The 19841-nt window shown below is 67.9% G+C and carries 22 protein-coding genes; 12 read left to right on the top strand and 10 right to left on the bottom strand.

What is annotated here, in order from left to right:
• Positions 1-540: 540 nt before the first annotated feature.
• Positions 541-1134 (bottom strand): TIGR03086 family metal-binding protein, encoded by a 594-nt coding sequence (locus ACWF0M_RS37630; protein ID WP_452240554.1) that lies wholly within the window; start codon positions 1132-1134, stop codon positions 541-543.
• 52 nt (positions 1135-1186) lie between these two features.
• Here ACWF0M_RS37630 and ACWF0M_RS37625 point away from each other — a divergent pair, with 52 nt between their 5' ends.
• The 4 genes from ACWF0M_RS37625 (at position 1187) to ACWF0M_RS37610 (ending at position 3354) form a co-directional block, all read left to right on the top strand.
• Positions 1187-1606 carry a MarR family winged helix-turn-helix transcriptional regulator gene (locus tag ACWF0M_RS37625; protein ID WP_452240553.1) on the top strand — a complete coding sequence of 140 codons (420 nt, stop codon included), beginning with the start codon at positions 1187-1189 and terminating at the stop codon, positions 1604-1606.
• A gap of 140 nt (positions 1607-1746) precedes the next feature.
• On the top strand, positions 1747-2157 hold the full coding sequence (locus ACWF0M_RS37620) for a DoxX family protein (protein WP_452240552.1): 411 nt from the start codon (positions 1747-1749) through the stop codon (positions 2155-2157).
• Positions 2158-2185: 28 nt separating this feature from the next.
• Positions 2186-2695: a sigma-70 family RNA polymerase sigma factor gene (locus ACWF0M_RS37615; protein ID WP_452240551.1), complete on the top strand. Its 510-nt coding sequence runs from the start codon at positions 2186-2188 to the stop codon at positions 2693-2695.
• Positions 2692-3354, top strand: a complete 663-nt coding sequence (locus ACWF0M_RS37610; protein ID WP_452240550.1) for an anti-sigma factor family protein — start codon at positions 2692-2694, stop codon at positions 3352-3354. Before ACWF0M_RS37615 ends, ACWF0M_RS37610 begins: the two co-directional genes overlap by 4 nt.
• Before the next feature lie 350 nt (positions 3355-3704).
• Here ACWF0M_RS37610 and ACWF0M_RS37605 read toward each other — a convergent pair whose 3' ends face one another.
• Positions 3705-3944, bottom strand: coding sequence for a hypothetical protein (locus tag ACWF0M_RS37605; protein WP_452240549.1), 240 nt, complete (start codon positions 3942-3944; stop codon positions 3705-3707).
• A 53-nt stretch (positions 3945-3997) separates the two neighbouring features.
• On the bottom strand, positions 3998-4708 hold the full coding sequence (locus ACWF0M_RS37600; protein ID WP_452240548.1) for an ArsR/SmtB family transcription factor: 711 nt from the start codon (positions 4706-4708) through the stop codon (positions 3998-4000).
• A gap of 66 nt (positions 4709-4774) precedes the next feature.
• On the opposite strand from ACWF0M_RS37600, the gene ACWF0M_RS37595 reads away from it, so the two are divergent.
• Complete coding sequence (locus ACWF0M_RS37595) at positions 4775-5377, top strand: flavin reductase family protein (RefSeq protein WP_452240547.1); 603 nt, start codon at positions 4775-4777, stop codon at positions 5375-5377.
• A 23-nt stretch (positions 5378-5400) separates the two neighbouring features.
• On the opposite strand, the gene ACWF0M_RS37590 is transcribed toward ACWF0M_RS37595, so the two are convergent.
• The gene (locus ACWF0M_RS37590) at positions 5401-5667 is read right to left on the bottom strand and encodes a hypothetical protein (RefSeq protein ID WP_452240546.1); all 267 of its coding nucleotides are present in this window, start codon (positions 5665-5667) and stop codon (positions 5401-5403) included.
• A gap of 247 nt (positions 5668-5914) precedes the next feature.
• Between ACWF0M_RS37590 and ACWF0M_RS37585 the strand changes: the two genes are divergently transcribed.
• A complete protein-coding gene (locus ACWF0M_RS37585) occupies positions 5915-8698 on the top strand; it encodes a LuxR C-terminal-related transcriptional regulator (RefSeq protein WP_452240545.1) in 2784 nt (927 codons plus the stop codon).
• 32 nt (positions 8699-8730) lie between these two features.
• On the opposite strand, the gene ACWF0M_RS37580 is transcribed toward ACWF0M_RS37585, so the two are convergent.
• The 3 genes from ACWF0M_RS37580 to ACWF0M_RS37570 are packed head-to-tail and all read right to left on the bottom strand — an operon-like array spanning position 8731 to position 10742.
• Entirely contained in the window at positions 8731-9516 is a 786-nt protein-coding gene (locus ACWF0M_RS37580; protein ID WP_452240544.1) for an arylamine N-acetyltransferase family protein, read from the bottom strand.
• 24 nt (positions 9517-9540) lie between these two features.
• Positions 9541-9936, bottom strand: coding sequence for a VOC family protein (locus ACWF0M_RS37575; protein ID WP_452240543.1), 396 nt, complete (start codon positions 9934-9936; stop codon positions 9541-9543).
• Positions 9937-9962: 26 nt separating this feature from the next.
• A complete protein-coding gene (locus tag ACWF0M_RS37570; RefSeq protein WP_452240542.1) occupies positions 9963-10742 on the bottom strand; it encodes a GntR family transcriptional regulator in 780 nt (259 codons plus the stop codon).
• A gap of 84 nt (positions 10743-10826) precedes the next feature.
• On the opposite strand from ACWF0M_RS37570, the gene ACWF0M_RS37565 reads away from it, so the two are divergent.
• Positions 10827-11930, top strand: coding sequence for a YeiH family protein (locus ACWF0M_RS37565; RefSeq protein WP_452240541.1), 1104 nt, complete (start codon positions 10827-10829; stop codon positions 11928-11930).
• Here the strand turns inward: ACWF0M_RS37565 and ACWF0M_RS37560 are convergent.
• The 3 genes from ACWF0M_RS37560 to ACWF0M_RS37550 all read right to left on the bottom strand — a co-directional run bounded on the left by ACWF0M_RS37560 (position 11915) and on the right by ACWF0M_RS37550 (position 15002).
• Positions 11915-13723, bottom strand: coding sequence for a glycoside hydrolase family 2 protein (locus tag ACWF0M_RS37560; RefSeq protein WP_452240540.1), 1809 nt, complete (start codon positions 13721-13723; stop codon positions 11915-11917). The two genes, ACWF0M_RS37565 and ACWF0M_RS37560, sit on opposite strands and share 16 nt — an antisense overlap.
• A gap of 172 nt (positions 13724-13895) precedes the next feature.
• On the bottom strand, positions 13896-14534 hold the full coding sequence (locus tag ACWF0M_RS37555) for a class I SAM-dependent methyltransferase (RefSeq protein WP_452240539.1): 639 nt from the start codon (positions 14532-14534) through the stop codon (positions 13896-13898).
• 9 nt (positions 14535-14543) lie between these two features.
• Entirely contained in the window at positions 14544-15002 is a 459-nt protein-coding gene (locus ACWF0M_RS37550; RefSeq protein ID WP_452240538.1) for a GNAT family N-acetyltransferase, read from the bottom strand.
• A gap of 175 nt (positions 15003-15177) precedes the next feature.
• Between ACWF0M_RS37550 and ACWF0M_RS37545 the strand changes: the two genes are divergently transcribed.
• From ACWF0M_RS37545 to ACWF0M_RS37525, 5 genes are all read left to right on the top strand, one after another.
• Entirely contained in the window at positions 15178-16206 is a 1029-nt protein-coding gene (locus tag ACWF0M_RS37545; RefSeq protein ID WP_452240537.1) for a methyltransferase domain-containing protein, read from the top strand.
• A gap of 249 nt (positions 16207-16455) precedes the next feature.
• Entirely contained in the window at positions 16456-17040 is a 585-nt protein-coding gene (locus ACWF0M_RS37540; RefSeq protein ID WP_452240536.1) for an ArsR/SmtB family transcription factor, read from the top strand.
• Positions 17033-17704 carry a cation diffusion facilitator family transporter gene (locus tag ACWF0M_RS37535; protein WP_452240535.1) on the top strand — a complete coding sequence of 224 codons (672 nt, stop codon included), beginning with the start codon at positions 17033-17035 and terminating at the stop codon, positions 17702-17704. Before ACWF0M_RS37540 ends, ACWF0M_RS37535 begins: the two co-directional genes overlap by 8 nt.
• A 94-nt stretch (positions 17705-17798) precedes the next feature.
• Positions 17799-18296, top strand: coding sequence for a SigE family RNA polymerase sigma factor (locus ACWF0M_RS37530; protein ID WP_452240534.1), 498 nt, complete (start codon positions 17799-17801; stop codon positions 18294-18296).
• A complete protein-coding gene (locus ACWF0M_RS37525) occupies positions 18293-18856 on the top strand; it encodes a hypothetical protein (RefSeq protein WP_452240533.1) in 564 nt (187 codons plus the stop codon). Before ACWF0M_RS37530 ends, ACWF0M_RS37525 begins: the two co-directional genes overlap by 4 nt.
• Positions 18857-19841: the final 985 nt, after the last annotated feature.

The raw sequence follows: 19841 nt of genomic DNA, 5'->3' as shown, positions 1-19841 counted from the left end.
ACCCCTACCGAAGCCCTCGACAAACTACTATCCGACCAAGCAAATCCACCCGGTGTTGCAACCACCGCATGAATCCGCCTGGGTTCTCTGTTGGTGTTAGAGGGGAGAACCCACAACGCCAGGGGATATCCGCTCTTCTGCCGGGTGGGTGGGTGGTGGGTGGGTGTTGTGGTGCCGGCTGGCGGGTTATGTGGGCGATGGCGGGAAGTAGGAGGCCAGCGGTGAGATAGCTCGCCGGTGCGCGGAGGCGGGTTTGGAGGTCGGGCGTGGCGACCCGCCGACGGGCTGGCATGGGGCTGCAGCACCGGGTGGCCGGCGGGGATCAGGTTGGTGGCGGGGCGGCTGCTCGCGGCGGGGTTATGTGCACGCTCGACAGGTAGTGCACTGGCGAGACGGTGTACGCGCGGGCGTGTTCACGCTCAGGTGCACTACCCGGCCACTGGACATGTCCTGTCGAGCTGCAGATGCGGCTGGCGGGTTGTGTGACACGTTCGCGGCGGTGACCTCCCCAGTCACCGCCCACGCGCGGGGTGCACTAGTTCAGTTCGGCCAGGTGGGGGTGCGGCCGAGGTGGGCGATGATGTGGTCGAGGGTGTTGTCGCCGGACCACGGTACGTCGGGTGCGAATGGCGTACCCGGGGTGTTGCGGATGTCGCCCGTCGGCACGAGCTGGGCCACGGCCTGCGCCGCCTCGAGCGTGGCGGGGGCGAAGGTCACCGTCGTACCGAGGGACTTCGCGACGTCCCAGCTGTGGACGATGTAGTCGATGAAGTGGAAGCTGATCGCCTGCGCGCCGGGGAAGGCAGCTTCCGGGCCGAACTCGGGCAGCGGGAACGTCCGGTCCACGACCCCCGGCTCGGCGAACGCCTCCAGGACGTGCTCGGCGGACTCGACGTACGCCTTCGCCGGGTCGGCGCCGAGATCGCGGACCTTCCAGATCGCGGGGTCGGACTCGCCGCGGGAGGCGGCCGCGAACCCGTAGTGCTGGGTGGTCATGTGGGCGAGCAGACCGTAGAGGGTCCAGGCCCGGCACGGTGTCGGCTTGGACAGATCGGCAACGGTCGCGCCGCTCACCAGTCCGATGCTGGCGTGGACGGCTTCGGCGTCGAGCAGGACGTAATCAACAGTAGGCATGCGCTGATCATAAGCGCCAGCATATGATTGCGCCAGTGCTACCTTTTCGGGCATGGCAACGGAGCGCCCCGACCTCGCGGCGATGCTGTACCCGCTGGTGCGGGAACTGGTCGCACTCGAACTGCCCGTGCTCGCCGCGCACGAGGTCTCGATGTGGGGCTACTCGGTGCTCACCGCGCTCGACGACACCCCGGTCCGCACCCAGGCCGCGCTCGCCGACGCGATCGGCGCGGACAAGTCCCGCATCATCGGCACCCTCGACGAACTCCAGCAGTCCGGCCTGATCGAACGCACCCCGGACCCCGCCGACCGCCGCGTCCGCCTGCTCTCGATCACATCCCAGGGCCGCCGAGTACGCCGTACCGTCCGCAAGGAAATCCAGGCGCAGGAGGAACAAGTCCTCACCAGGCTCGCGCCGGCCGATCGCAAAACCTTCCTCCGCATCCTGCAGCAGTTCCACGCTGCACGCTGACGGGCCGCGACTACCAATTCGCCGGTCGGAAGGCAATCGATTCGGAGTGTGATCTTTAAATCACGCAGCGTTGAACCAAGTAGAGCACTCAATCGTTCGTGCCAGGCACAAGACCAATCCACCGCAAGGAGTGAGGCCCTGTGCAGGTGCTCGAGCGTTTTCAGAAAGAAGGGATCGGCGTTTTCCGGATCGTCGTCGGGTTCCTGTTCGCCACCCACGGCGCCGCCGCGCTGTTCGGCGTCCTCGGAACGGAACAGGTCGAGCTGCTCGCCTGGCCGTCCTGGTGGGCGTCGTTGATCCAGACCATCGGCGGTGCGCTGGTGATGATCGGGTTCGGCACCCGGTACGCCGCGCTGCTGTGCTCGGGATCGATGGCCTACGCGTATTTCACCGTGCACCAGGCGGGTGCTTTGTTGCCCGTGCAGAATGGTGGCGAGAAAGCGGCCCTGTTCTGCTTCGCCTTCTTGCTGATCGCCTTCCTGGGCAACGGCGCTTGGTCGGTGCAGCGGGCAGCGAAAGCACCGGTGCAGGCAGCCGCTGTAACCAAATGAGCTGATGTCCCACAGAGCAGGAGCGCCGATGGCCGACGACCGGGCGACGCTGCTGCGTGAGCTGCACGACGTGCACGCCCCTGCGCTGTGGCGGTTCGTTGTCCGGTTGACCGGCGACGACCGGCTGGCGGAGGACGTCGTCCAGGAGACCCTGCTCCGGGCCTGGCGGCGGCCGAACATCCTGGCCGAATCCGAGGCGGGGGCCCGGGCGTGGCTGTTCACGGTGGCGCGCAACCTCGTCATCGACGACCGGCGCAGCGCCCGGGTCAGCCGGGAGGTCGCCAGCGACGACCTCCCGGAGAACCCGAGCGCCGACCACGCGAACGCCGTACTGGACGCGTGGCTGGTGGCCGAGTCGCTGGCTCAGCTGTCGGAGGAACATCGGCAGGTGATCGTTCGTGCGTACTACGGACGCCGTACGGTCACCGACATCGCCGAGGAGTTGGACATCCCGTCGGGCACCGTGAAGTCGCGTCTGCACTACGGGCTGCGAGCGTTGAAGCTCGCGCTGCAGGAGAAAGGAGTGACGAGTCAGTGAGCGACCCGTACCGGGAGTGGGACGCTGCCTACCTGCTCGGCGCGCTGTCGGCGAGGGACCGGCGCGCGTTCGAGGAGCATCTGCACACCTGCGAGGAATGCTCGGCCGGGGTCGCGTCCCTGGCCGGCATCCCCGGCGTGCTGGCCGCCTTGCCGGCCGACCGCGCGCTGGCCACCATCACGGCCGATCCGCCGAATCTGCTGCCCGGTCTGGTCCGGAACGTGCAGCGCGATCGGCGCCGGCAGCGGATCCGGTTACGCGCGCTGACGACCGGGATCGCCGTCGCGGCCGCTGTCATCGGTGCGGTGATCGTCGTCCCGCTGACCCGCAACGAGCCGAAGGGCGATTACGTCGTACTCGCCCAGACCGTTTCCAGCAAGCTGTCCGCGGACGCCCGGCTGGTGCCGGAGCCGTGGGGTACGACGATCGAGATCAGCTGCCGGTACGACGAACTCGCGACGCCGAGCGAACGCGCCCGCGGGTACGAGTTGTATGTCACGGACACGTCCGGGAAGGTCGAGCTGATCGCCAGCTGGACGTCCTCGCCGGGGACCACGGTGAAGCCGGCGGCGACCACGAAGCTGCAGCGCAGCGAGATCAAGGCCCTGGACATCCGCAGCTCGGAAACCGGCCGGGTACTGCTGGCCGTTCGTTTCTGAGCATGTCGTTTCCGAGCACGCATGACCGCAGCCTGTCGGGGCACCAGGGGGGCAAGGGGCGGCGGTCGCTCGAGAGGCCACCGATCCAGGCCCCGGTGTCCAGGGACGTGCACCGGGGCCGCCGTACGTCGTGACGCGTCTGCAAGAAAGATCTGGCGAATCTGTAACACTCGCGCCGTCACCAGCGATACACCCTGTGTAACGCCACTGAGGATCCCGTCCCAGGCCGTCCGCCCGAAGGGTCTGGGCCGGGGTTCTCGATGCTTCTGAGGCGCCCAAGCAGCGTTACGGACGAAGGCCCCCGGTGACTCATCACCCCGGGGGCCTTCGCACTGTTCCGCGTTCCCTCCCTAGGATGCTTTCTCAGTCGGGCCGTTCGACTCCGGGAGAGCGATCCGGTCCGCCGGCAGGCGTTCCGTCCGCTCATTTCCGTCGTCGCCCTCGTACTGCACCAGAGCGGTCCATCCCGATTCCTCGTGGTCGCGGCCGATCAGCCAGCCGCGACGCCACTTGCCGTCCGCGAGGACGACGACATGGCTGGGCAGAGGGAGTCGGGACACCAGATCGGTGCCGGGCTCGAACTCAGTCATGGCCGAAGGCTAGGGGGTTTCGGAGCCGAGCGCCTCCCGGACGCGTGTTACTTCTATGTTTCACGCGGGGCGGGCTGCAATTCTTTGACAACTCTCACAGACAAACCGAACGCTTGAACCGAACCTGTGACTTTCAACGCGCGACCGCCTGGGATGTGTGACACCCACTCGTGCCGCAGTGCGTGCGTGCACAACGCGGCCCCGACCGCGCCGGCGAGATGCGGGCGGCGTTCGGTCACGTCCAGACAAGAACGAACAGCCGGGCGCCCCCGACGTACCTCGACCTCGATGCCGAGATCTTCCAACCAGGCTTGGCCTTCCGGCGTCAACGCGATCCCGTCCGACCAGTCGATCAGACCGCGCTCGGTCATCGCGTCGGCAAGCGCTACGCCGAGTTTGCCTGCCAGGTGGTCGTAGCAGGTGCGCGCCCGCGCGAACGCGTCCCGCTTGCTCACCGCGGCCAGGCTGTTCGCCACTTCGACACGGCGTGGCGCCAACGCGGCAAGCCCTTCGAGCAACTCGGCCGTATCAGGTCCGGCCAGCTTCACGTACCGGTGCCGCCCCTGCCGCACCTCGGTCAGCAATCCACCACTGACCAGCTGATTCAAGTGTTCGCTGATCGTCGGCCGAGACACCTTCGCCAACTTCGCGAGCTCACTGGCAGTCCAGGCCCGCCCGTCCAGCAACGCCAAACAGACGGTCGCCCGAGTCCCGTCTGCCAGCATCCGGGCCCACCCCGCCAGCTCCTCACCCTCGACCGTCATACCCCCATCATCCAGCCCCGACGGTTAGGCCCGCACCGAACAGTCCCGCGCCTAGCGTCGGTGCGCGTGACTCATCTGACGATCGAACCTTCCATCCTGTACGTCGGTACGCCGGTTGCGCTGCTTGCGACCGTGAACGAGGACGAGAGTGTCAACCTGGCGCCGATGTCGTCGGCCTGGGCACTCGGTGACGTCGTGGTGCTCGGGGTCGGTGTCTCCGGGCAGACTGCGGTGAACCTGCGTGCGAGGCCAGAGGTGGTGATCAACTACCCGTCACCCGATCAGTGGAAAGCTGTCGAACGGCTGGCGCCGTTGACCGCGGCCGACCCGGTCCCCGCACACAAACAGACCCGCTTCCGCCACGAACGCGCCAAGTTCACCGCCTCTGGCCTGACCCCCGTCCCGTCCGAACTCGTCACCCCACCCCGAGTCGCCGAATGCCCCCTCCAGTTCGAGGCCACAGTCGTCCACTCGGAGCTAGATGCCAAAGGCAACTTCCTGATAGCCCAGGCCCGCGTAGTCCGAGTACACGCCGCCCAAGAAATCGTCGTACCAGGCACCTCCCATGTCGACCCCGCCGCCTGGTCACCCCTCATCTACAACTTCCGCCACTACTACGCCCTAGGCCCCGAACTAGGCCAGTCCTTCCGCACCGAAACCCCCAGGTAGGCGAGAGCCTTCGTACTGGTCGGTTACTGAGCGGCTTTGTGGCGGCGCAGCCGGGCAACTGCGGCGAGTCCGGCTCCGCTGAGGGCGATTCCGCCGAGTGTTCCGGCGCCGATCTGCGCCAGGTCCAGATCGAAGCCGCTATCTGTGGGGCTGGTCGATGGTGGATTGGCGTTCGCACCGGGTTCAGGTTTCGTGATGGCGCTGGCCGGCGCGGTGACGGCCAGCGGGAGGCCGGCGATGACGACGGTTGCGGCAATACCGGCGAGTCTGGTGATGGTTCTGGATGCCATTGGAATCGGCTCCTTCGTTAGTTGGACCTGCCAATGACTGTCCGGGACAAGGAGTACCGCCGGCATCGGGCATCCGCGCTCAGATCGGCCGTCGTTCGCCTTATGTCGCCGCTATTTGGAGCCTCAGTGCCTTAGTTGCGCTCGCCGGTGCCGACCAGGCTGCTCTGCGTGGTCGTCTCACAGGTCGGCGGTGCGATTGCAAGGACGACCTCTATGGCGACACGACGATCGCAGCGCATGATGGCGTATGGCCGACTTGATGGTCGGACGCGGGGACGAGGCTCCGGTACTGCGAGGATTCATCGCTGACCTGGCGGAGCGCTCAGCAGCCGTGGTGGTCCGGGGTGAGGCGGGCATCGGGAAGACATTGCTCGTCCGGACAGTTCTGGACGAGCAGTCGGGTCCCGGTGTGCGGATCTTTCGCGGTGCCTGCGCGCCGATGTCCGGTGCGACCGCCTACAGCGGCCTTGGCTCCGAGGTGACGGCTGCGCTGAGCCGATCCGCTGCACCCAGCCAGTTCCCGTCGGCTGCGGCGGCCCGAGCTTGGTCAATTCAGGCCCTGGTCGATGTGCTCGACGGCGACGCGGCCAAGGGTACGGTTCTGCTGGTCGAGGACGTTCACTGGGCGGATTGGTCCACGCTCGACTTCCTGGCCCATTTGACGCGCAACCTGCCCGAGCGGCGGTTACTGGTCCTGCTGACCTGGCGCGACGAGACTGTTGATCACGACCGCCTGACCTGGCTGGGGGAACTGCTCAGAATCCCGGGGTTCGTCGATCTGCCGCTTCGCCGGCTGACCGAGCAGGAGACGTCGCAGCAATTGCGCGGTCTCGTACCCAACTGCACGGCGGAGACGATCGCTACTGTCTACAGGCGCAGCGCAGGCAACCCGTACCTGAACGTCGAACTCGTTCGCGGTGACCTGACAGTCCCGGCTTCGTTGCGCCAACTGCTGCTCGCGCGTTTGCAGACACTGACGCCGGCGGCCCGCGCAGTCGTCGCGGCCACTGGTTCATTGGCTCGCGCTCTCGATGACGATGACCTGCTGGCGGCGGCCGACTCGGTCGCCGACGCCGTACGAGAGGCCTGCTACTCCGGCCTGGTGATCCGCGACTCGGACGTCGGCTGTGCCGCGCGGCACCCGGTGATCGCCGAGGTCGCTTACGACCAGTTGCTGGCTTCGGAACGGCGCGACCTGCATGCGCGACTGGCGAAGCATCTGGCGGACCGCGTCGGCGCCGGCACCACCCCATCGGAAGTCGCCGAGCAGTATCACCGCGCGGGCGAGCGAGATGCGGCGTTCAGCTGGGCTCTGATGGCGGCCCGCGCCGCAGAGAAGGAGTACGCGTTCGCGGAGGCCGGCCACTGGTTCTCCGTTGCGTCGTCGTTGTGGCGGCTGTCGGACCTGGCCGACGACGGGGTGCCGCAGCGCCTCGTGCTCGCCGAGCGGGCGGCGTCGCTGCTGGGCGGCGCGGGCCGGCATGCCGAGGCTCTCGCGTTGCTCGAGGCGGCGGTAACCGAGTCCGACACCGAGGTGGGCACGCTCGAGGCCTTACTGACGCGGGGCAGGCTGCGCTCGCTGGTCGACGATCTCGCCGGGGCGATGGCAGACGTTGAGCGCGCACGGCGTCTGGTACCGGCCGATGACGACCGAGCGCTCGGCCAGGTCTGCATCTCGCACGCACTGACGCTGAGCGCCTACGCCCGCTCCGCGGACGAGGCGGAGGCAGCCCAGGCGGCGCTGCGGCACGCGACCCGAGCAGGCGACACCCGGACGATCGGCCAGGCTCGGAGAGAGCTGGGAGCGGTCGCCGCCAACGAGGGCCGGATCGACGAGGCACTCGAAGAGACACTGGCAGCGCTCGACATCGCTCGTGACCTCGGTGAGCCGGAGGACTTGGCGATGGCGGCGATGACGCTGTCCTACGTGCACGGGTTGCGCGGTGACTCCGACCAGGTGGTGGCGGTCGCGGACACCATCCAGGTCGAGCTACGGCGCTTGATGGTCAACGAGCATTGGGCCGAGGGCATCCTCGAGAGCAATGCGGTCTGCCATCTCTTTTACGTCGGTCGGTGGGACGAAGCGCTGGCAAGGGATGACAGCAAGGGACGGCCACCGTCCGGGCCGGCGTTCAAGGACGCCGAGCTTGCGCGGATCCAGATGGCGCGAGGGAATCTGCGGAAGGCCGTCGAACTGGTGCGCGGACAAGAGTTGCTCGCGGCCGACGACCAGCCCATGATGAAGCGCGATTACGCAGATCTCACCGCTCAGCTGTGCCTGTTCCGGCAACGTCCGCACGAAGCCCTTGCTCTGGTACTGGACGCCGCTGAACTCAGCCACGGCACCGAAGACGAACTGGTATCCGGCGGGCTGCTCTGCACGGGTCTCGAAGCAGCGGTCGCGTCGCAGTCACGTGACGGCTTCGATCGACTCGTGACGCTCCTTCGGCGCGGCGTATCCGGGATCGAGGGCCCGGCCCTGGCTGCCGTCGTCGACGGGGAACGATCCCGGATCCGCGGCACGCCCTCGCCGACCCCGTGGCTCACCGCCGCACAGGAATGGGCGGCACTCGGCCGGCCGTACTGGGAGGCTCAGGCCCGACTGAGAGCAGCGGAGGCGCTGCTGGCTGATCGTGGACAACCTGGCGCCCGCAGCCGAGCGACCGGTGAGCTGGCGGCGGCGCGACGGATCGCCGAGCAACTCGGCGCGGCGCCACTGCTCGGCCGAATTCAGAAACTGGCGAAGATCGCCCGGATCCGTCTCGACGACTCCGTCACCGAGCACCACGCGCGCCGCGAGGTCACGACAGACCCACACTCACCGTTAACCGAGCGTGAGCGTCAGGTGCTTGCCCTGGTCGCTGCTGGGCGGACAAATCGCGAGATCGGCGCGACTCTCTACATGAGCCCCAAGACCGCCAGCGTGCACGTCACGCACATCCTCGAGAAGCTCGGCGTACAGAGCCGCGTCCAAGCCGCCGCCGAAGCGGTCCGGCTCGGCCTGACAGGCCACCCGGACGATGCCATCTGAGATCCGGCGGTTCTCGGCATCCGTTCTCGCCATCAGAGGAGGCGGAGGCGGTCTACTTCTTCTTCACTGAGGATTACGTCGAGGGAGGCCAGTACGTCGGGGAGGTCCGCCCGGGGGACGTTGCGTTCGGTGGTGTGGCCGTTGGCGTGTTCCACGGTGAGGATGTTGCCTACCAGGCGGCGTACGACGTTGTCGGCGACTCGCATTACTACGGGGCGGCCGGTGAAGGGGGAGTTGGGGTGGGTTGAGACGTAGTGGTGGTAGACCTCATAGTCGATCGGGCGGACCGGCTCGTCGTTCGAGGCGTGTTGGGGGATCCAGCCGTCGGCGGTCTGCTTGGACAGGGTCCACAGGTCGCCGTCGAGGGTGAGGCGGTGGTCCCAGCCGGCCTGGTCGACGACGGCGCCGTCCTTCAACGGGGTCGGGTACAGCTGGCCGGCCCCGAATCCCACGTCGGCCAGGAACTCCTGCCCGTCGACGCCCACCTTCAGCAGCGCATGCGTTCGCGGCCCGGCCTTGTGCGGGTGGACTCGGGCGACCCGCCGTACGACGTCGAACCCGAGCTGCTCGAGCGCGGCGCCGAACAGCAATGCGTGCTCGTAGCAGTACCCGCCGCGCTGCCGGCCGACCAGCTTGGCCTGGATCGCGTCGAGGCCGATGCCGGGATGCGTGCCGAGGATCACGTCGATGTTCTCGAACGGGATCGCCAGCACGTGCGCCCGATGCAGGCTCCGCAACGCGTCAGCCGACGGCGCTACCCGTTCGTGGCCGATCCGGGTGAGGTAGGCGTCCAGGTCGAGGCTTTCGATGTTCCACATGCCGGTTACCTCAACACTTCAAGCTCACTTCACGTCAAGCTCGGTGAACAGGGTCAGCTGGATACCGCCCGGACCTTCGAGGCGGGCGTTCAGCGAGTTCCACGGCGTACGGGTCGGCTCCGCTACGACCGTCGCGCCGGCGTCGGCCAGCTGTTGCGTGGTCGCTGCCGAATCCGTCACCTCGAACGCGACCCGGTACTTCCCGGCCACTCGCCGCCCGACCTCGACCGCGTCGATGAAGTCCGCCTGTCCCTGGTCCGCGAGCTCGAGCGTCGCCCGCTCCACGTCGAGAATCGTCACCCGCCCGTCCTCCGACGAGTAGGACTCCCGCTCCGGCAACCCGAGTACGTCGCGATAGAACGCCACCGCTGCGTCGTAGTCGTCCACCGTCACAACCAGCCGCATCTCTTTGACACTCATCCAGCCAGTATCTGGTATTGCGCGGCTTACCAGGCCTGGGCGAGGGCGGTGGTGGCTGGGGTGAGTCGGTAGCCGGCGTTGGCGGAGAACTCGGCGGAGAGGGCGAAGCGGTCGCCGCGGACGATCGTGTGCCGCCATTCGACCGGACGGTTCTGCGCGGTGCCTTGGCGGATGATCGAGAAGACCGCGGCGTCGGCGGGGCAGTGCAGGAGCGCGCGCTCGGCCGGGCTCGGGTTCATCGCGCGGATGTCCTCGCGCCCGTGGTCGAGGTTGATGCCGGTGCGTTCGGCCAGCTCGTTGTAGAGGCTGGTGTGGGTGAAGTCGGCGTCCAGCAGCGGTGCTGCGAGCGACGCGGGCAGCCAGACGCGGTCGAGGGCGAGCGGCTCGTCACCGGCGTACCGGAGGCGCTCGAGGTAGAGCAAGGGGATCGACCCTTCGAGGTCGAGGCGGGCGGCGATCACACCGTCGGCGCGGAGATCCAGGGCCCGTACGACGCTGTGCTGCGGCAGGCCGGATTCCTCGACGGACGAGAAGAGGCTGTACAGCGCGCCCATCGGCTGCCGGATCTCCGGTGCGGCCGCGACCCGCGGTTGCCGGCCGCGCTCCGCGACGATCAGCCCGTCGGTACGGAGCTGCCCGAGCGCCTGGCGAACCGTGTGCCGGCTGACCGCGTACTCCTCGACCAGCGCGAGCTCGCCCGGGAACGCGTCATCGAACTCCCCGGAGCGCAGCCGCCGTACCAGATCCTCCTGCAGTTGCTTCCACAGCGGATCGTCAGCGGCCCGGTCGAGCCTGCGCACGGTCACCCAGTTCCTCCAGGGTTGCGAAATGTCCGGTCATCTCCTACCGTGAATGTACGTACATTTCTCGCGGAAGGGAACCGGCTAGTGGTGCAGATCGAGGTTAGGTCACCTCACCCCCACATCGCCGCCCCCACCGCCCGTCGCCTCGGGTCTGCCGTACGGCGGATGCGCGGGTTGTGGATCGTGCTGCTGGTGACTGCTGTGGCGGTCCCGCTCGGGCGACTCGTACCGCTCGTCGGCGGACCGGTCTTCGGGATCGTGATCGGCGTGATCGCGGGCAGTGTGATCCCGGTGCTGCGGTCGGAGGTCTGGCGTCCCGGGTACGACTTCGCCTCGAAGACATTGCTCCAGCTGTCGATCGTCGTACTCGGCACTGGGCTGTCTCTGCAACAGGTCGCGCGCGTGGGCCTCTCGTCGTTGCCTGTGATGCTCGGCACGCTGGCGCTCGCCCTCGGCGGCGCGTGGTTGTTCGGCCGCATCCTCGGCGTACGCGGCGACACCCAGATCCTGATCGGCGTCGGTACGGCGATCTGTGGCGGATCCGCGATCGCGGCCGCGACCGCCGCGATCGGCGCCAAGCGCTCCTCGGTCGCCTACGCGCTCGCGACGATCTTCACCTTCAACATCGTCGCCGTCCTGACGTTCCCGCCGCTCGGCCACCTGATGGGCATGAGCTCGGAGGCGTTCGGGTTGTGGGCGGGTACGGCGGTCAACGACACGTCGTCCGTCGTCGCGGCCGGGTACGCGTACAGCCAGGCGGCCGGCGACCAGGCGATCGTCGTGAAGCTGACGCGATCGCTCACCTTGATCCCGATCGTGCTGACGCTGGTCGCGCTGAAGATCCGCCGCGAGAACCGCGCGGCGCGGGCTCTCGATGCCGCGTCCGAGGGGACGTACAAGGGATCCACCGCATCGATCCGCAAGCCGCTGCCCTGGCGCAAGCTCGTTCCGCTGTTCCTGATCGGCTTCATCGCCGCCGCGGGTCTCCGCTCCGCCGGCTTGATTCCCGAGCACTGGCTGCCGGGACTGAGCGTGACTGGCAGCGTGTTGATCACCGCCGCGCTCGCTGCGATCGGCCTTTCACTGCGCCCGCGCGAGCTGCGCGACGCAGGACCCAGGCCGCTCCTCCTCGGAGCAATCCTCTGGGTCCTGGTCGCTGTCGGCAGCCTCGCGCTTCAGTCCTTCTCGTAGGCGGCCTGGCGGTCCTGGACTGCCTTGATCCGCGGTACGTCGAGCTTGTTGCTGCGGTCGAAGTTGTAGATGCCGTTCTCTTCCTGGAACACATCGGTCAGCTGGGTGTAGCAGTAGCCGAACATCAACTCGTTGTCGAGCAGCGCGTCGACCAGACCGGCGAAGCGGGTGTAGAAGTCCTCCTCGTTTGCGACCCGCTGGCCGTAGCCCCAGGAATCCGCGGAGTTTCCGCTCTTTCCGGCGGCCGCCTTCTCGGCGTTCCACCAGATTCCGCCGAACTCGCTGCAGAAGTACGGCTGGCCGTCGTACGCCAACGAAATCGGCTTGCCCTCGGGGCCGCCCGTGTTGCCGTACGGTTTGTCGTTCACGAGATCCGCCATCTGCTGCGCGAACTCGGCCGGGTCCTGCTCGTAGTTGTGCGAGTCCCAGACATCGGTTTCCGGCACGCGGTGGCTGTAGCCGGAAGCGTCGAGCACCGGGCGGCTCGTGTCCGCGGCCTTGGTGGCCAGGAACATCGCCCGCGTCACGTCGTCGAGCCGGGTGATCCGGTCGTGCAGCAGCTGGTGCGTCTCGTTCAGCGGGCACCAGCCGACGATGCTCGGGTGGCTGTAGTCGCGTTCGACCGCCTCGAGCCACTGACCGACGTACGACGCCGTCGGCTGCTGGTTGTCGCTGTCCGTGTTCCCGACGCCGGAGCCCCAGTCGCCGAACTCGCCCCAGACCAGGTAGCCGAGCCGGTCGGCGTGGTACAGGAACCGCTCCTCGAACACCTTCTGGTGCAGGCGCGCGCCGTTGAACCCGGCCGCCAGGCTGAGCTCGATGTCGCGGACCAGCGCCTCCTCGGACGGCGCGGTCATCAGGCTCTCCGGCCAGTACCCCTGGTCCAGAACGAGCCGCTGGAACACGTGCCTGCCGTTGATCAGGATCGCCTTGCCGTTGATGCTCACCGACCGCAGACCGGCGTACGAGTCGGCGGCGTCCGTGATGTTGCCGTCGGCATCGATCAGCTCCAGACGTACGTCGTACAGGTGCGGATCCGTGGTGTCCCAGAGACGCACGCGGTCGGCCGGGACCTGCAGAGTGAGGCGCGGTGCGAGGTCGAGGTCGGCGCGTACGTCGGCCGCCGTGATCTCGCCGTCGGCGTCCTTGAGGGTGGCGCGGATCTTGTAGCCGGGCTTGTTCGCGGAGACCGGTACTTCGAGGTGGAAGGCGGAGCCGGCGACGTCCGGGGTGATGCGCGGGCGCTTCAGGTGCACGGTGGGGACCGATTCGAGCCAGACGGTCTGCCAGATGCCGGTGGTGCGGGTGTAGAGGCAGCTGTGGTTGGAGTACAGCTGGCTCTGCTTGCCGCGCGCCTGCGGACCGCGGTGCGTGTCGCGGGCGCGGACGACGATGGTCGCCTCCTCGCCGGGCTTGGCGACGTGACGCAGGTTGGCGCTGAACGGGGTGAACCCGCCGCGGTGCCGCACCACCTCCTCGCCGTTCACCCAGACGGTGGTGTCGTGGTCGACGGCCTGGAAGTGCAGTACGGCGTCCTTGCCGTCCCACTCCGCCGGGATCGTGACGGTGGTGCGGTACCAGACCGCCTCCATGAAGTCGACGTCCTCGATCCCGGACAGCTCGGTCTCCGGCGCGAACGGTACGACGATCCGCTGCGTCAGCTCGCGCTCCCGCAGGCCGCGCTCCAGCCCGGAGTCCGACCGGTCGATCTCGAACTGCCACTCGCCGTTCAGATTCACCCACTCGGGCCGAACGAACTGCGGACGCGGGTACTCCGCGCGAGGCTGCGACATGTTGTCTCCCGGGCTGCTTGATCGGTGGCGGGACACGAGCACTTTACAACGTTGGAATAGCCTCAGCAATGGTGAGTTCACGCGGGCTGGTGGGCCGCTGCACCCTGTCCGGGGGCGTTGCACAGGAAATACCCTGTGCTCACCCACCACTTCCTGTGCAACGCCCGGTTAGCTACTGCTGGGGGTGAGCGCGCCGAAGATCGTGCGGAGGTCCTCGAGTGAGAACGTCATACCGCCGTGCGTCGCCGGTCGTGACCACGTCGAGGTCGCTCGGCGTCTTCATCCGCTCGGCCGCGAACGCGACGATCCCGAACCGTCCGCCGGGCTTCACGAGCGGGAGGACGCGCTGCAAGTACGTGATCCGGCGGTGCGGGGCGATGTGGTGAAAGCACCCGGAGTCGTACACCACGTCGTACGCACCGGCCGGCAGCGGATCCCGCAGTACGTCGATCGCAGTCAACGTGACCGCGGCGGGCATGGCCGGCCGCAGCGTGTCGAGGAGGTCCGCAGCGAGGTCGATCCCGTCGACGATCGCGCCCTGCTCGGCGAACCACCTGGTGTTGCGGCCAGCACCGCAGCCGACGTCGAGGACGCGCGCATTCCCGAGCTCCTCGAGCAGACCTCGCTCGTGCCAATCGACCAGCGGTTCGTCCGGGAGCTGGGTCGCGAGCGGATGCCCGGGCGTGGTCAGCAGGCCGGTCCAATACTCGGCGGCGGAGGTGCTGGAACGGTCCCCGCGCCCGCTCGCACTCACCACCTGATCGAGAACATCGAGCAACTGGTCAACCGTGAAAATGCGAGCTCCCGTCACCACTGAATTCTACCGGAATTCCTTTGCGTAGCAGCGTGTTCCGGGCTGATCGCCATACTTCCCCCAGGGTGCCGTCAGCGTGTACTCGCTCGACTCATAAAGCGCGATCGCCTCCGGCTGAAGCTCGCCCGTGGACAAGCGAAGCGCGGAGTAGCCGGCCGCGCGAGCAGCCGCTTCCAAACCGGCCAGCAAGGCACGCGCGTATCCACGCCCCCGCGCAGCCGGTACGACGTACATCCGCTTCACCTCGCCATCACCGGGATGCTCGCTGTCCGCCCCGAACGCCTGTACGGCGCCGCACCCGACGGCACGCCGCGCGTCGTCGAGCACCACGAAGTACCGCGCACCGTCTTTCACCTGCGACCGCCCCTCGGCCCCGTACTTCGCAACCAGCTCACCGAATGCCGCCGCCAACAGCTCACCCAGCTCAGCATCCTCCGCCGACCGCTCCTCAACGATGTGCTTCACCATCGCATCGTAAAAGCGGGTGAGTTGGTGCTGCAGGCCCCATAGGGTGTTGCGCGATGCAGCGTTTCTGAAGGTGTAGGTACGTCGTGGCGGGCCCTGGACTGGGTCGGCTCGATGTGACGTGCCTGCGCCGCGCTTCGACTGTTCTGTCGATCGCGAGCCTTCAGGAGCCTCCTTGTCCGGCATTGTCATGCCCTGCATCACCGACTACCTTCTCCTCCGCACCGTCGATGGCGCCGCAGACCTCCTCGTCGAGGAACTACGGGCGATGCCGTCGATCCACTCGATCCGCCAGCCGTCCGCCGACACCGTCGAGTGCACGATCGACGGATCGCTCGACCAGCTCGCCGCCTGTGCGCTCTACTCGACGGTCGCCCTGCGTGACCCTCTGCGATCGCTGCAGTTCGGGTTACTCGGCACGCTTCCGCAGCCGGTCCAGTTCCGGGTCGGCGTGGACGATCCGGCGCGGCGACGTACCGTGATTGATGCGACCGAGCAACGATTCGGCTGGGTGAACCAGCCGGGCGACTGGGACGTCAACCTGATCCCGTCCGCCGACGGCTGGCTCGCGGAGTACGGCCCGCTGTCGTGGAGCCGCCGCTTCGGCCGCCGCGAACGGTTGCCGTGGTCAACCAACCTGATCGTCGCCGAGGTGCTGGTCCGATTGGCGAAGATCCAGCCGGAGCAGCTCGTACTGGACCCGTTCTGCGGCACCGGCACCATCCTCCACGCAGTACGCCGCCAACACCCCACCACCCACCTCCTCGGCCTCGACCACAACCCAACCACCCTCACCATCGCCACCAAGAACACCCTCGCCACCGAGAGCCCTGTCGTGGTCGGCGGTTCGCTCTCGTTTGTTCGAGGTGTGGCTGAGGTGCTGCCGCTCGCCTCCGGCAGCGTGGACCGGGTGATTGCGAATCTCCCGTTCGGCAAGCAGGTCGGAAGCCACCGCGCCAACCGCACCCTCTATCCCGCCGCACTCGCCGAGCTCGATCGAGTACTCACCGCCGACGGTCGCGCCGTACTCCTCACCGAAGACAAGCGCCTGCTCCACAGCGCGATCGAGCGGCAGGGCGGGCTGAAGATCGTGCGCCAGCGCCTCCTCAAATACAACGGTGCGACACCGACCGCCTACGTCCTCGCCCGGACCCGTCCAGCCAGAACTGCCCCGGGCCGACTACCCAGATCCGCCCCAGGCTGACTACCCAGATCCGCCCCGGGTCGACTACGCGGAATCGCCCCGGGTCGACTACGCGGAACCGCCTCGGGTCGGCTACGCGGAACCGCCCCGAGCCGACTATCCAGAACCACCCAGGCCGACTACCCAGAACTGACCCGGGTCGACTACCCAGAACCGCCCGGGCCGACTACCCAGAACTGACCCGGGTCGACTACCCAGAACCGCCCGGGCCGGCTACCCAGGACCACACGATCGCGATAACATCGCCGAATGGCGATGAATCAGGTCGAGGTCGACGAGACGGCTGCGCTGGCGGTGGCAGGCTGTTTGTTCCATGGGTTCAGTGATGCGTCGCGGTTGGCGATCGTGCGGCACCTGGCGTTGGGTGAGCACCGGGTGGTCGACCTGACCGAACACCTCGGGCTGGCACAGTCAACGGTCTCCAAGCACCTCGCGTGTCTACGCGACTGCGGTCTGGTCGAGTCGCGGCCCCAGGGCCGGGCGTCGATGTTCAGCCTGTCGCACCCCGAGGCGACCATGGACCTCCTGTCGGCAGCCGAGCGCCTCCTCGGCCTGACCGGCGACGCCATCGCCCTCTGCCCGAACTACGGCCTGACCCCCGGCGCACCCGACAGGACGGCTGCGACGGCTGGGACCGACGCCACGACTGCAACGGCTGCGGCCGACGCGACCGACGCGAGGACTACGACCGACGTGACGGCTGCGACCGACCCGATCGACGCGCCTGACTCGACCGACGTGACGGCTGCGACCGACCCGACCGACGCGCCTGACCCGATCGACGTGACGGCTGCGACCTTCGCGACTGCTGGGTCGGAGTCGAGCCATGGCTGAACCTTTGCGGCTCGGGTCGGCGGGGTCTGCTTGGGTGGTGGATCCTGCTGAGCGCCGCCGGTTAGGAAAGCGCGCTCAGTTGCTGGCTGGCGCGTCCGTTGCGTACAACGTGGTTGAGGCGATCGTTGCCATCACCTCCGGCTTGGTGGCCGGCTCGGTCGCGTTGGTCGGGTTCGGCCTGGACTCGGTGGTCGAGGTCTCCAGCGGACTGATCATCCTGTGGCAGTTCCGCCACCCGCTCCCGGAGTCCCGCGAACGCCAAGCCCTTCGGCTGCTGGCGTTCTCGTTCTTCGCGCTAGCGGCGTACGTCGGCTTCGAGTCGATCCGCGCGCTGATCACCGGAGCCGATCCCGAGACGTCTCCAGTCGGAATCGGTCTGGCGATGGCGTCGCTCATCGTGATGCCGTTCCTCTCCTGGGCCCAACGCCGTACCGGAAAGGCCCTGGGGTCGAACGCGGTCGTCGCAGACTCAACACAGACGCTCCTCTGCACCTACCTGTCCGCCGTACTCCTCATCGGCCTCCTCCTGAACGCCACCCTCGGCTGGTCCTGGGCCGACCCGGTCGCCGGCCTCATCATCGCCGCCGTCGCAGTCCGCGAAGGCATCGAAGCCTGGCAAGGCAAAGGCTGCTGCTCCCCCCTCGGCGGCCCCTGCAAAGCCTGAACCCGAGGAACTTGTTCTGGGAATTGTTCCGGCGGCCCCCAACGCTGCGGCCCGGTTGTTCGTCTAGGTCGGTGAGAGGACGGACGGTGGTGTGGTGGCTGACTGGGAGCGTGCGTTCCGGACGTTGCTGGCTACACGCGGCAGCGCGCTGCGCAGCTACGCCTATCTCCTGACCGGTGACCCAACGACCGCCGGTGATCTGGTCCAGGAAGCGCTCACGCGGGTATTCGGCCGACGGCGGATCGGCGAGGACATCGACCAGCTCGAGGCGTACGTCCGGCGCGCGATGCTGAATCAGTACGTCGACAGTCGCCGGCGACTCAAGCGGTGGAATGCGACCCGCCACCTACTGGTCGACGTACCTCATCACGACGACGACCGGCTCGCGGTGGCGGACGAGGTCCGGAGAGGGCTGGCGACCCTTTCGCCGAGGCAGCGGGCGTGTGTTGTTCTGCGCTACTACGAAGACCTGACCGTCGCCGAGATCGCCGACGAACTTGGTTGCGCCGAAGGCACCGTGAAACGACACCTGGCCGACGCGAGGGCGAGGCTGGCCGTGCAGCTCGGCATCACGGAGGAGAGCACGCAATGACTGCCAACGATCTACGAGAATTGCTCCGGGCTGCGGCGGCGGAGGGTAGCGACGTCGTTGACCTCGCCGAGGACGCGGTCGTCGAGCGCATCCAGCGCCGCCGGATCCGCAGCAGACGATTCGCGGCCGCGGGTGTCGCGGTTGCCGTCGCGGTGGCGCTCGCGGTGACCACGTGGGCGGTCCTGCCCGGCGGTGGACGCCCGCCGACCGCAGGCGGGTCGGCTGATGCGCCGCCACGGATCGTCAGGTCCGATTCAGACAGCCCCACCGGAGCGGAGGCACTCTTCCAGACCACGTTGGGCGCCGACGCGAACGGGTGCGTTCGGGCGAGTGCGGGTCAATCCGGGGTTACGCTCGTGTGGCCCCGTGGGTACACCGTCCGCGGAGACGCACAGTCGTTCGAGATCCTCGACAGTACGAACAGGGTCGTCGCGAAGTCCGGCACCCCGCTCGACATCGGCGGTGGTGGTGCTGACAACTTCAAGGACACGTGGACGGGGCGCGACTGCGCCGGCGGCGGCCAACTGTGGATGGTCGGCAACATCAGCCCCTCACGGTAGCCAGACCAACGAGTTGAACCTGTGATCGGCGATCTCGGTCGACGGCGGACCCGAGCAACGGATCGACTCGGGCTATGGGACCGCGAGCGGGGATCCGGGGCGGACGGGAGGGTGGACCCGGCTCAGCGCGCAGCCCCCGGCACATGGTCTTTGTGCCGGGGTTGCGGTGACACGGCGGGGGTTTAGATCGTGGCGAAGGATGGTGGGCCGGTGCCGGAGTCGTTCGTGGCGCGCTCACCCCACACCGCGAATCGGGCTGCTTCGGCACGCGTAGATTCGTCGGCCTGCCAGCGGCTTGGTTTCACATCCGGTGCGGTGGCCAACGGCGCAAGCTCCGACGGCTCCGCTGCAGGCACGTCTGCCTCACCCCACGGATCGACTGCTGGGGCCGAGACTTCGGGCCTTGAGCTACCCGCACATGTGAGTCCCCCGTCCGGCGGCTCCGGTGCAGGCCCGTCTGTCTCATCCCATGGATCGACTGCTGGGGCCGAGACTTCGGGCCTTGAGCTACCGGCACATGTGAGTCCCGCGTCCGGCGGCTCCGGTGCAGGCCCGACTGTCTCACCCCACGGATCGGCTGCGGGGATTGAGGTTTTGGGCCTGGAGCTCCCGGCGCGCGTGAGTCCGCCGTCGCCTGGGGCTGGGGCTGGGTGCGTGGGGCGCTCGCCCGGCGGCTCGTGTGTCCGGGATGCGGTGTCCGGCGGTTCCGGTGCGGGCACGGGTGTCTCACCCCATGGATCGTCTGCTGGGGTTGAGGTTTCGGGCGTGGGATTACCGGTGTCCTTGAGTCCGCGGTCCGGTGGGTCGGGGGGCGTGGGGTGCTCGCCCGGGGGCTGGTGTGCCGGGGGTGTGTTGTCTGGTGGTGTGTGGCGGCGGCGGGGTGGTGGGTTGGCCCAGGCGGGTGTGGCGACGTGGACTTGGCCGTTGGTGATGGTGATGGTCCAGTGGCCGTGGTGCAGGTCGCGGTGGTGGCGGCGGCAGATGA

Source organism: Kribbella sp. NPDC055110 (genome assembly GCF_053607525.1).
Note: the sequence above shows the minus strand (reverse complement) of the source record. Positions and strands in the feature narration are given on the sequence as shown.

Coding starts and splice junctions, on each gene's coding strand:
- ACWF0M_RS37575 (WP_452240543.1), bottom strand. CDS start 9,936: ATGAGTGTCAAAGAGATGCGGCTGGTTGTGACGGTGGACGACTACGAC.
- ACWF0M_RS37590 (WP_452240546.1), bottom strand. CDS start 5,667: ATGGCATCCAGAACCATCACCAGACTCGCCGGTATTGCCGCAACCGTC.
- ACWF0M_RS37540 (WP_452240536.1), top strand. CDS start 16,456: ATGGCGATGAATCAGGTCGAGGTCGACGAGACGGCTGCGCTGGCGGTG.
- ACWF0M_RS37585 (WP_452240545.1), top strand. CDS start 5,915: ATGGCCGACTTGATGGTCGGACGCGGGGACGAGGCTCCGGTACTGCGA.
- ACWF0M_RS37525 (WP_452240533.1), top strand. CDS start 18,293: ATGACTGCCAACGATCTACGAGAATTGCTCCGGGCTGCGGCGGCGGAG.
- ACWF0M_RS37560 (WP_452240540.1), bottom strand. CDS start 13,723: ATGTCGCAGCCTCGCGCGGAGTACCCGCGTCCGCAGTTCGTTCGGCCC.
- ACWF0M_RS37625 (WP_452240553.1), top strand. CDS start 1,187: ATGGCAACGGAGCGCCCCGACCTCGCGGCGATGCTGTACCCGCTGGTG.
- ACWF0M_RS37605 (WP_452240549.1), bottom strand. CDS start 3,944: ATGACTGAGTTCGAGCCCGGCACCGATCTGGTGTCCCGACTCCCTCTG.
- ACWF0M_RS37580 (WP_452240544.1), bottom strand. CDS start 9,516: ATGTGGAACATCGAAAGCCTCGACCTGGACGCCTACCTCACCCGGATC.
- ACWF0M_RS37600 (WP_452240548.1), bottom strand. CDS start 4,708: ATGACGGTCGAGGGTGAGGAGCTGGCGGGGTGGGCCCGGATGCTGGCA.
- ACWF0M_RS37615 (WP_452240551.1), top strand. CDS start 2,186: ATGGCCGACGACCGGGCGACGCTGCTGCGTGAGCTGCACGACGTGCAC.
- ACWF0M_RS37630 (WP_452240554.1), bottom strand. CDS start 1,134: ATGCCTACTGTTGATTACGTCCTGCTCGACGCCGAAGCCGTCCACGCC.
- ACWF0M_RS37535 (WP_452240535.1), top strand. CDS start 17,033: ATGGCTGAACCTTTGCGGCTCGGGTCGGCGGGGTCTGCTTGGGTGGTG.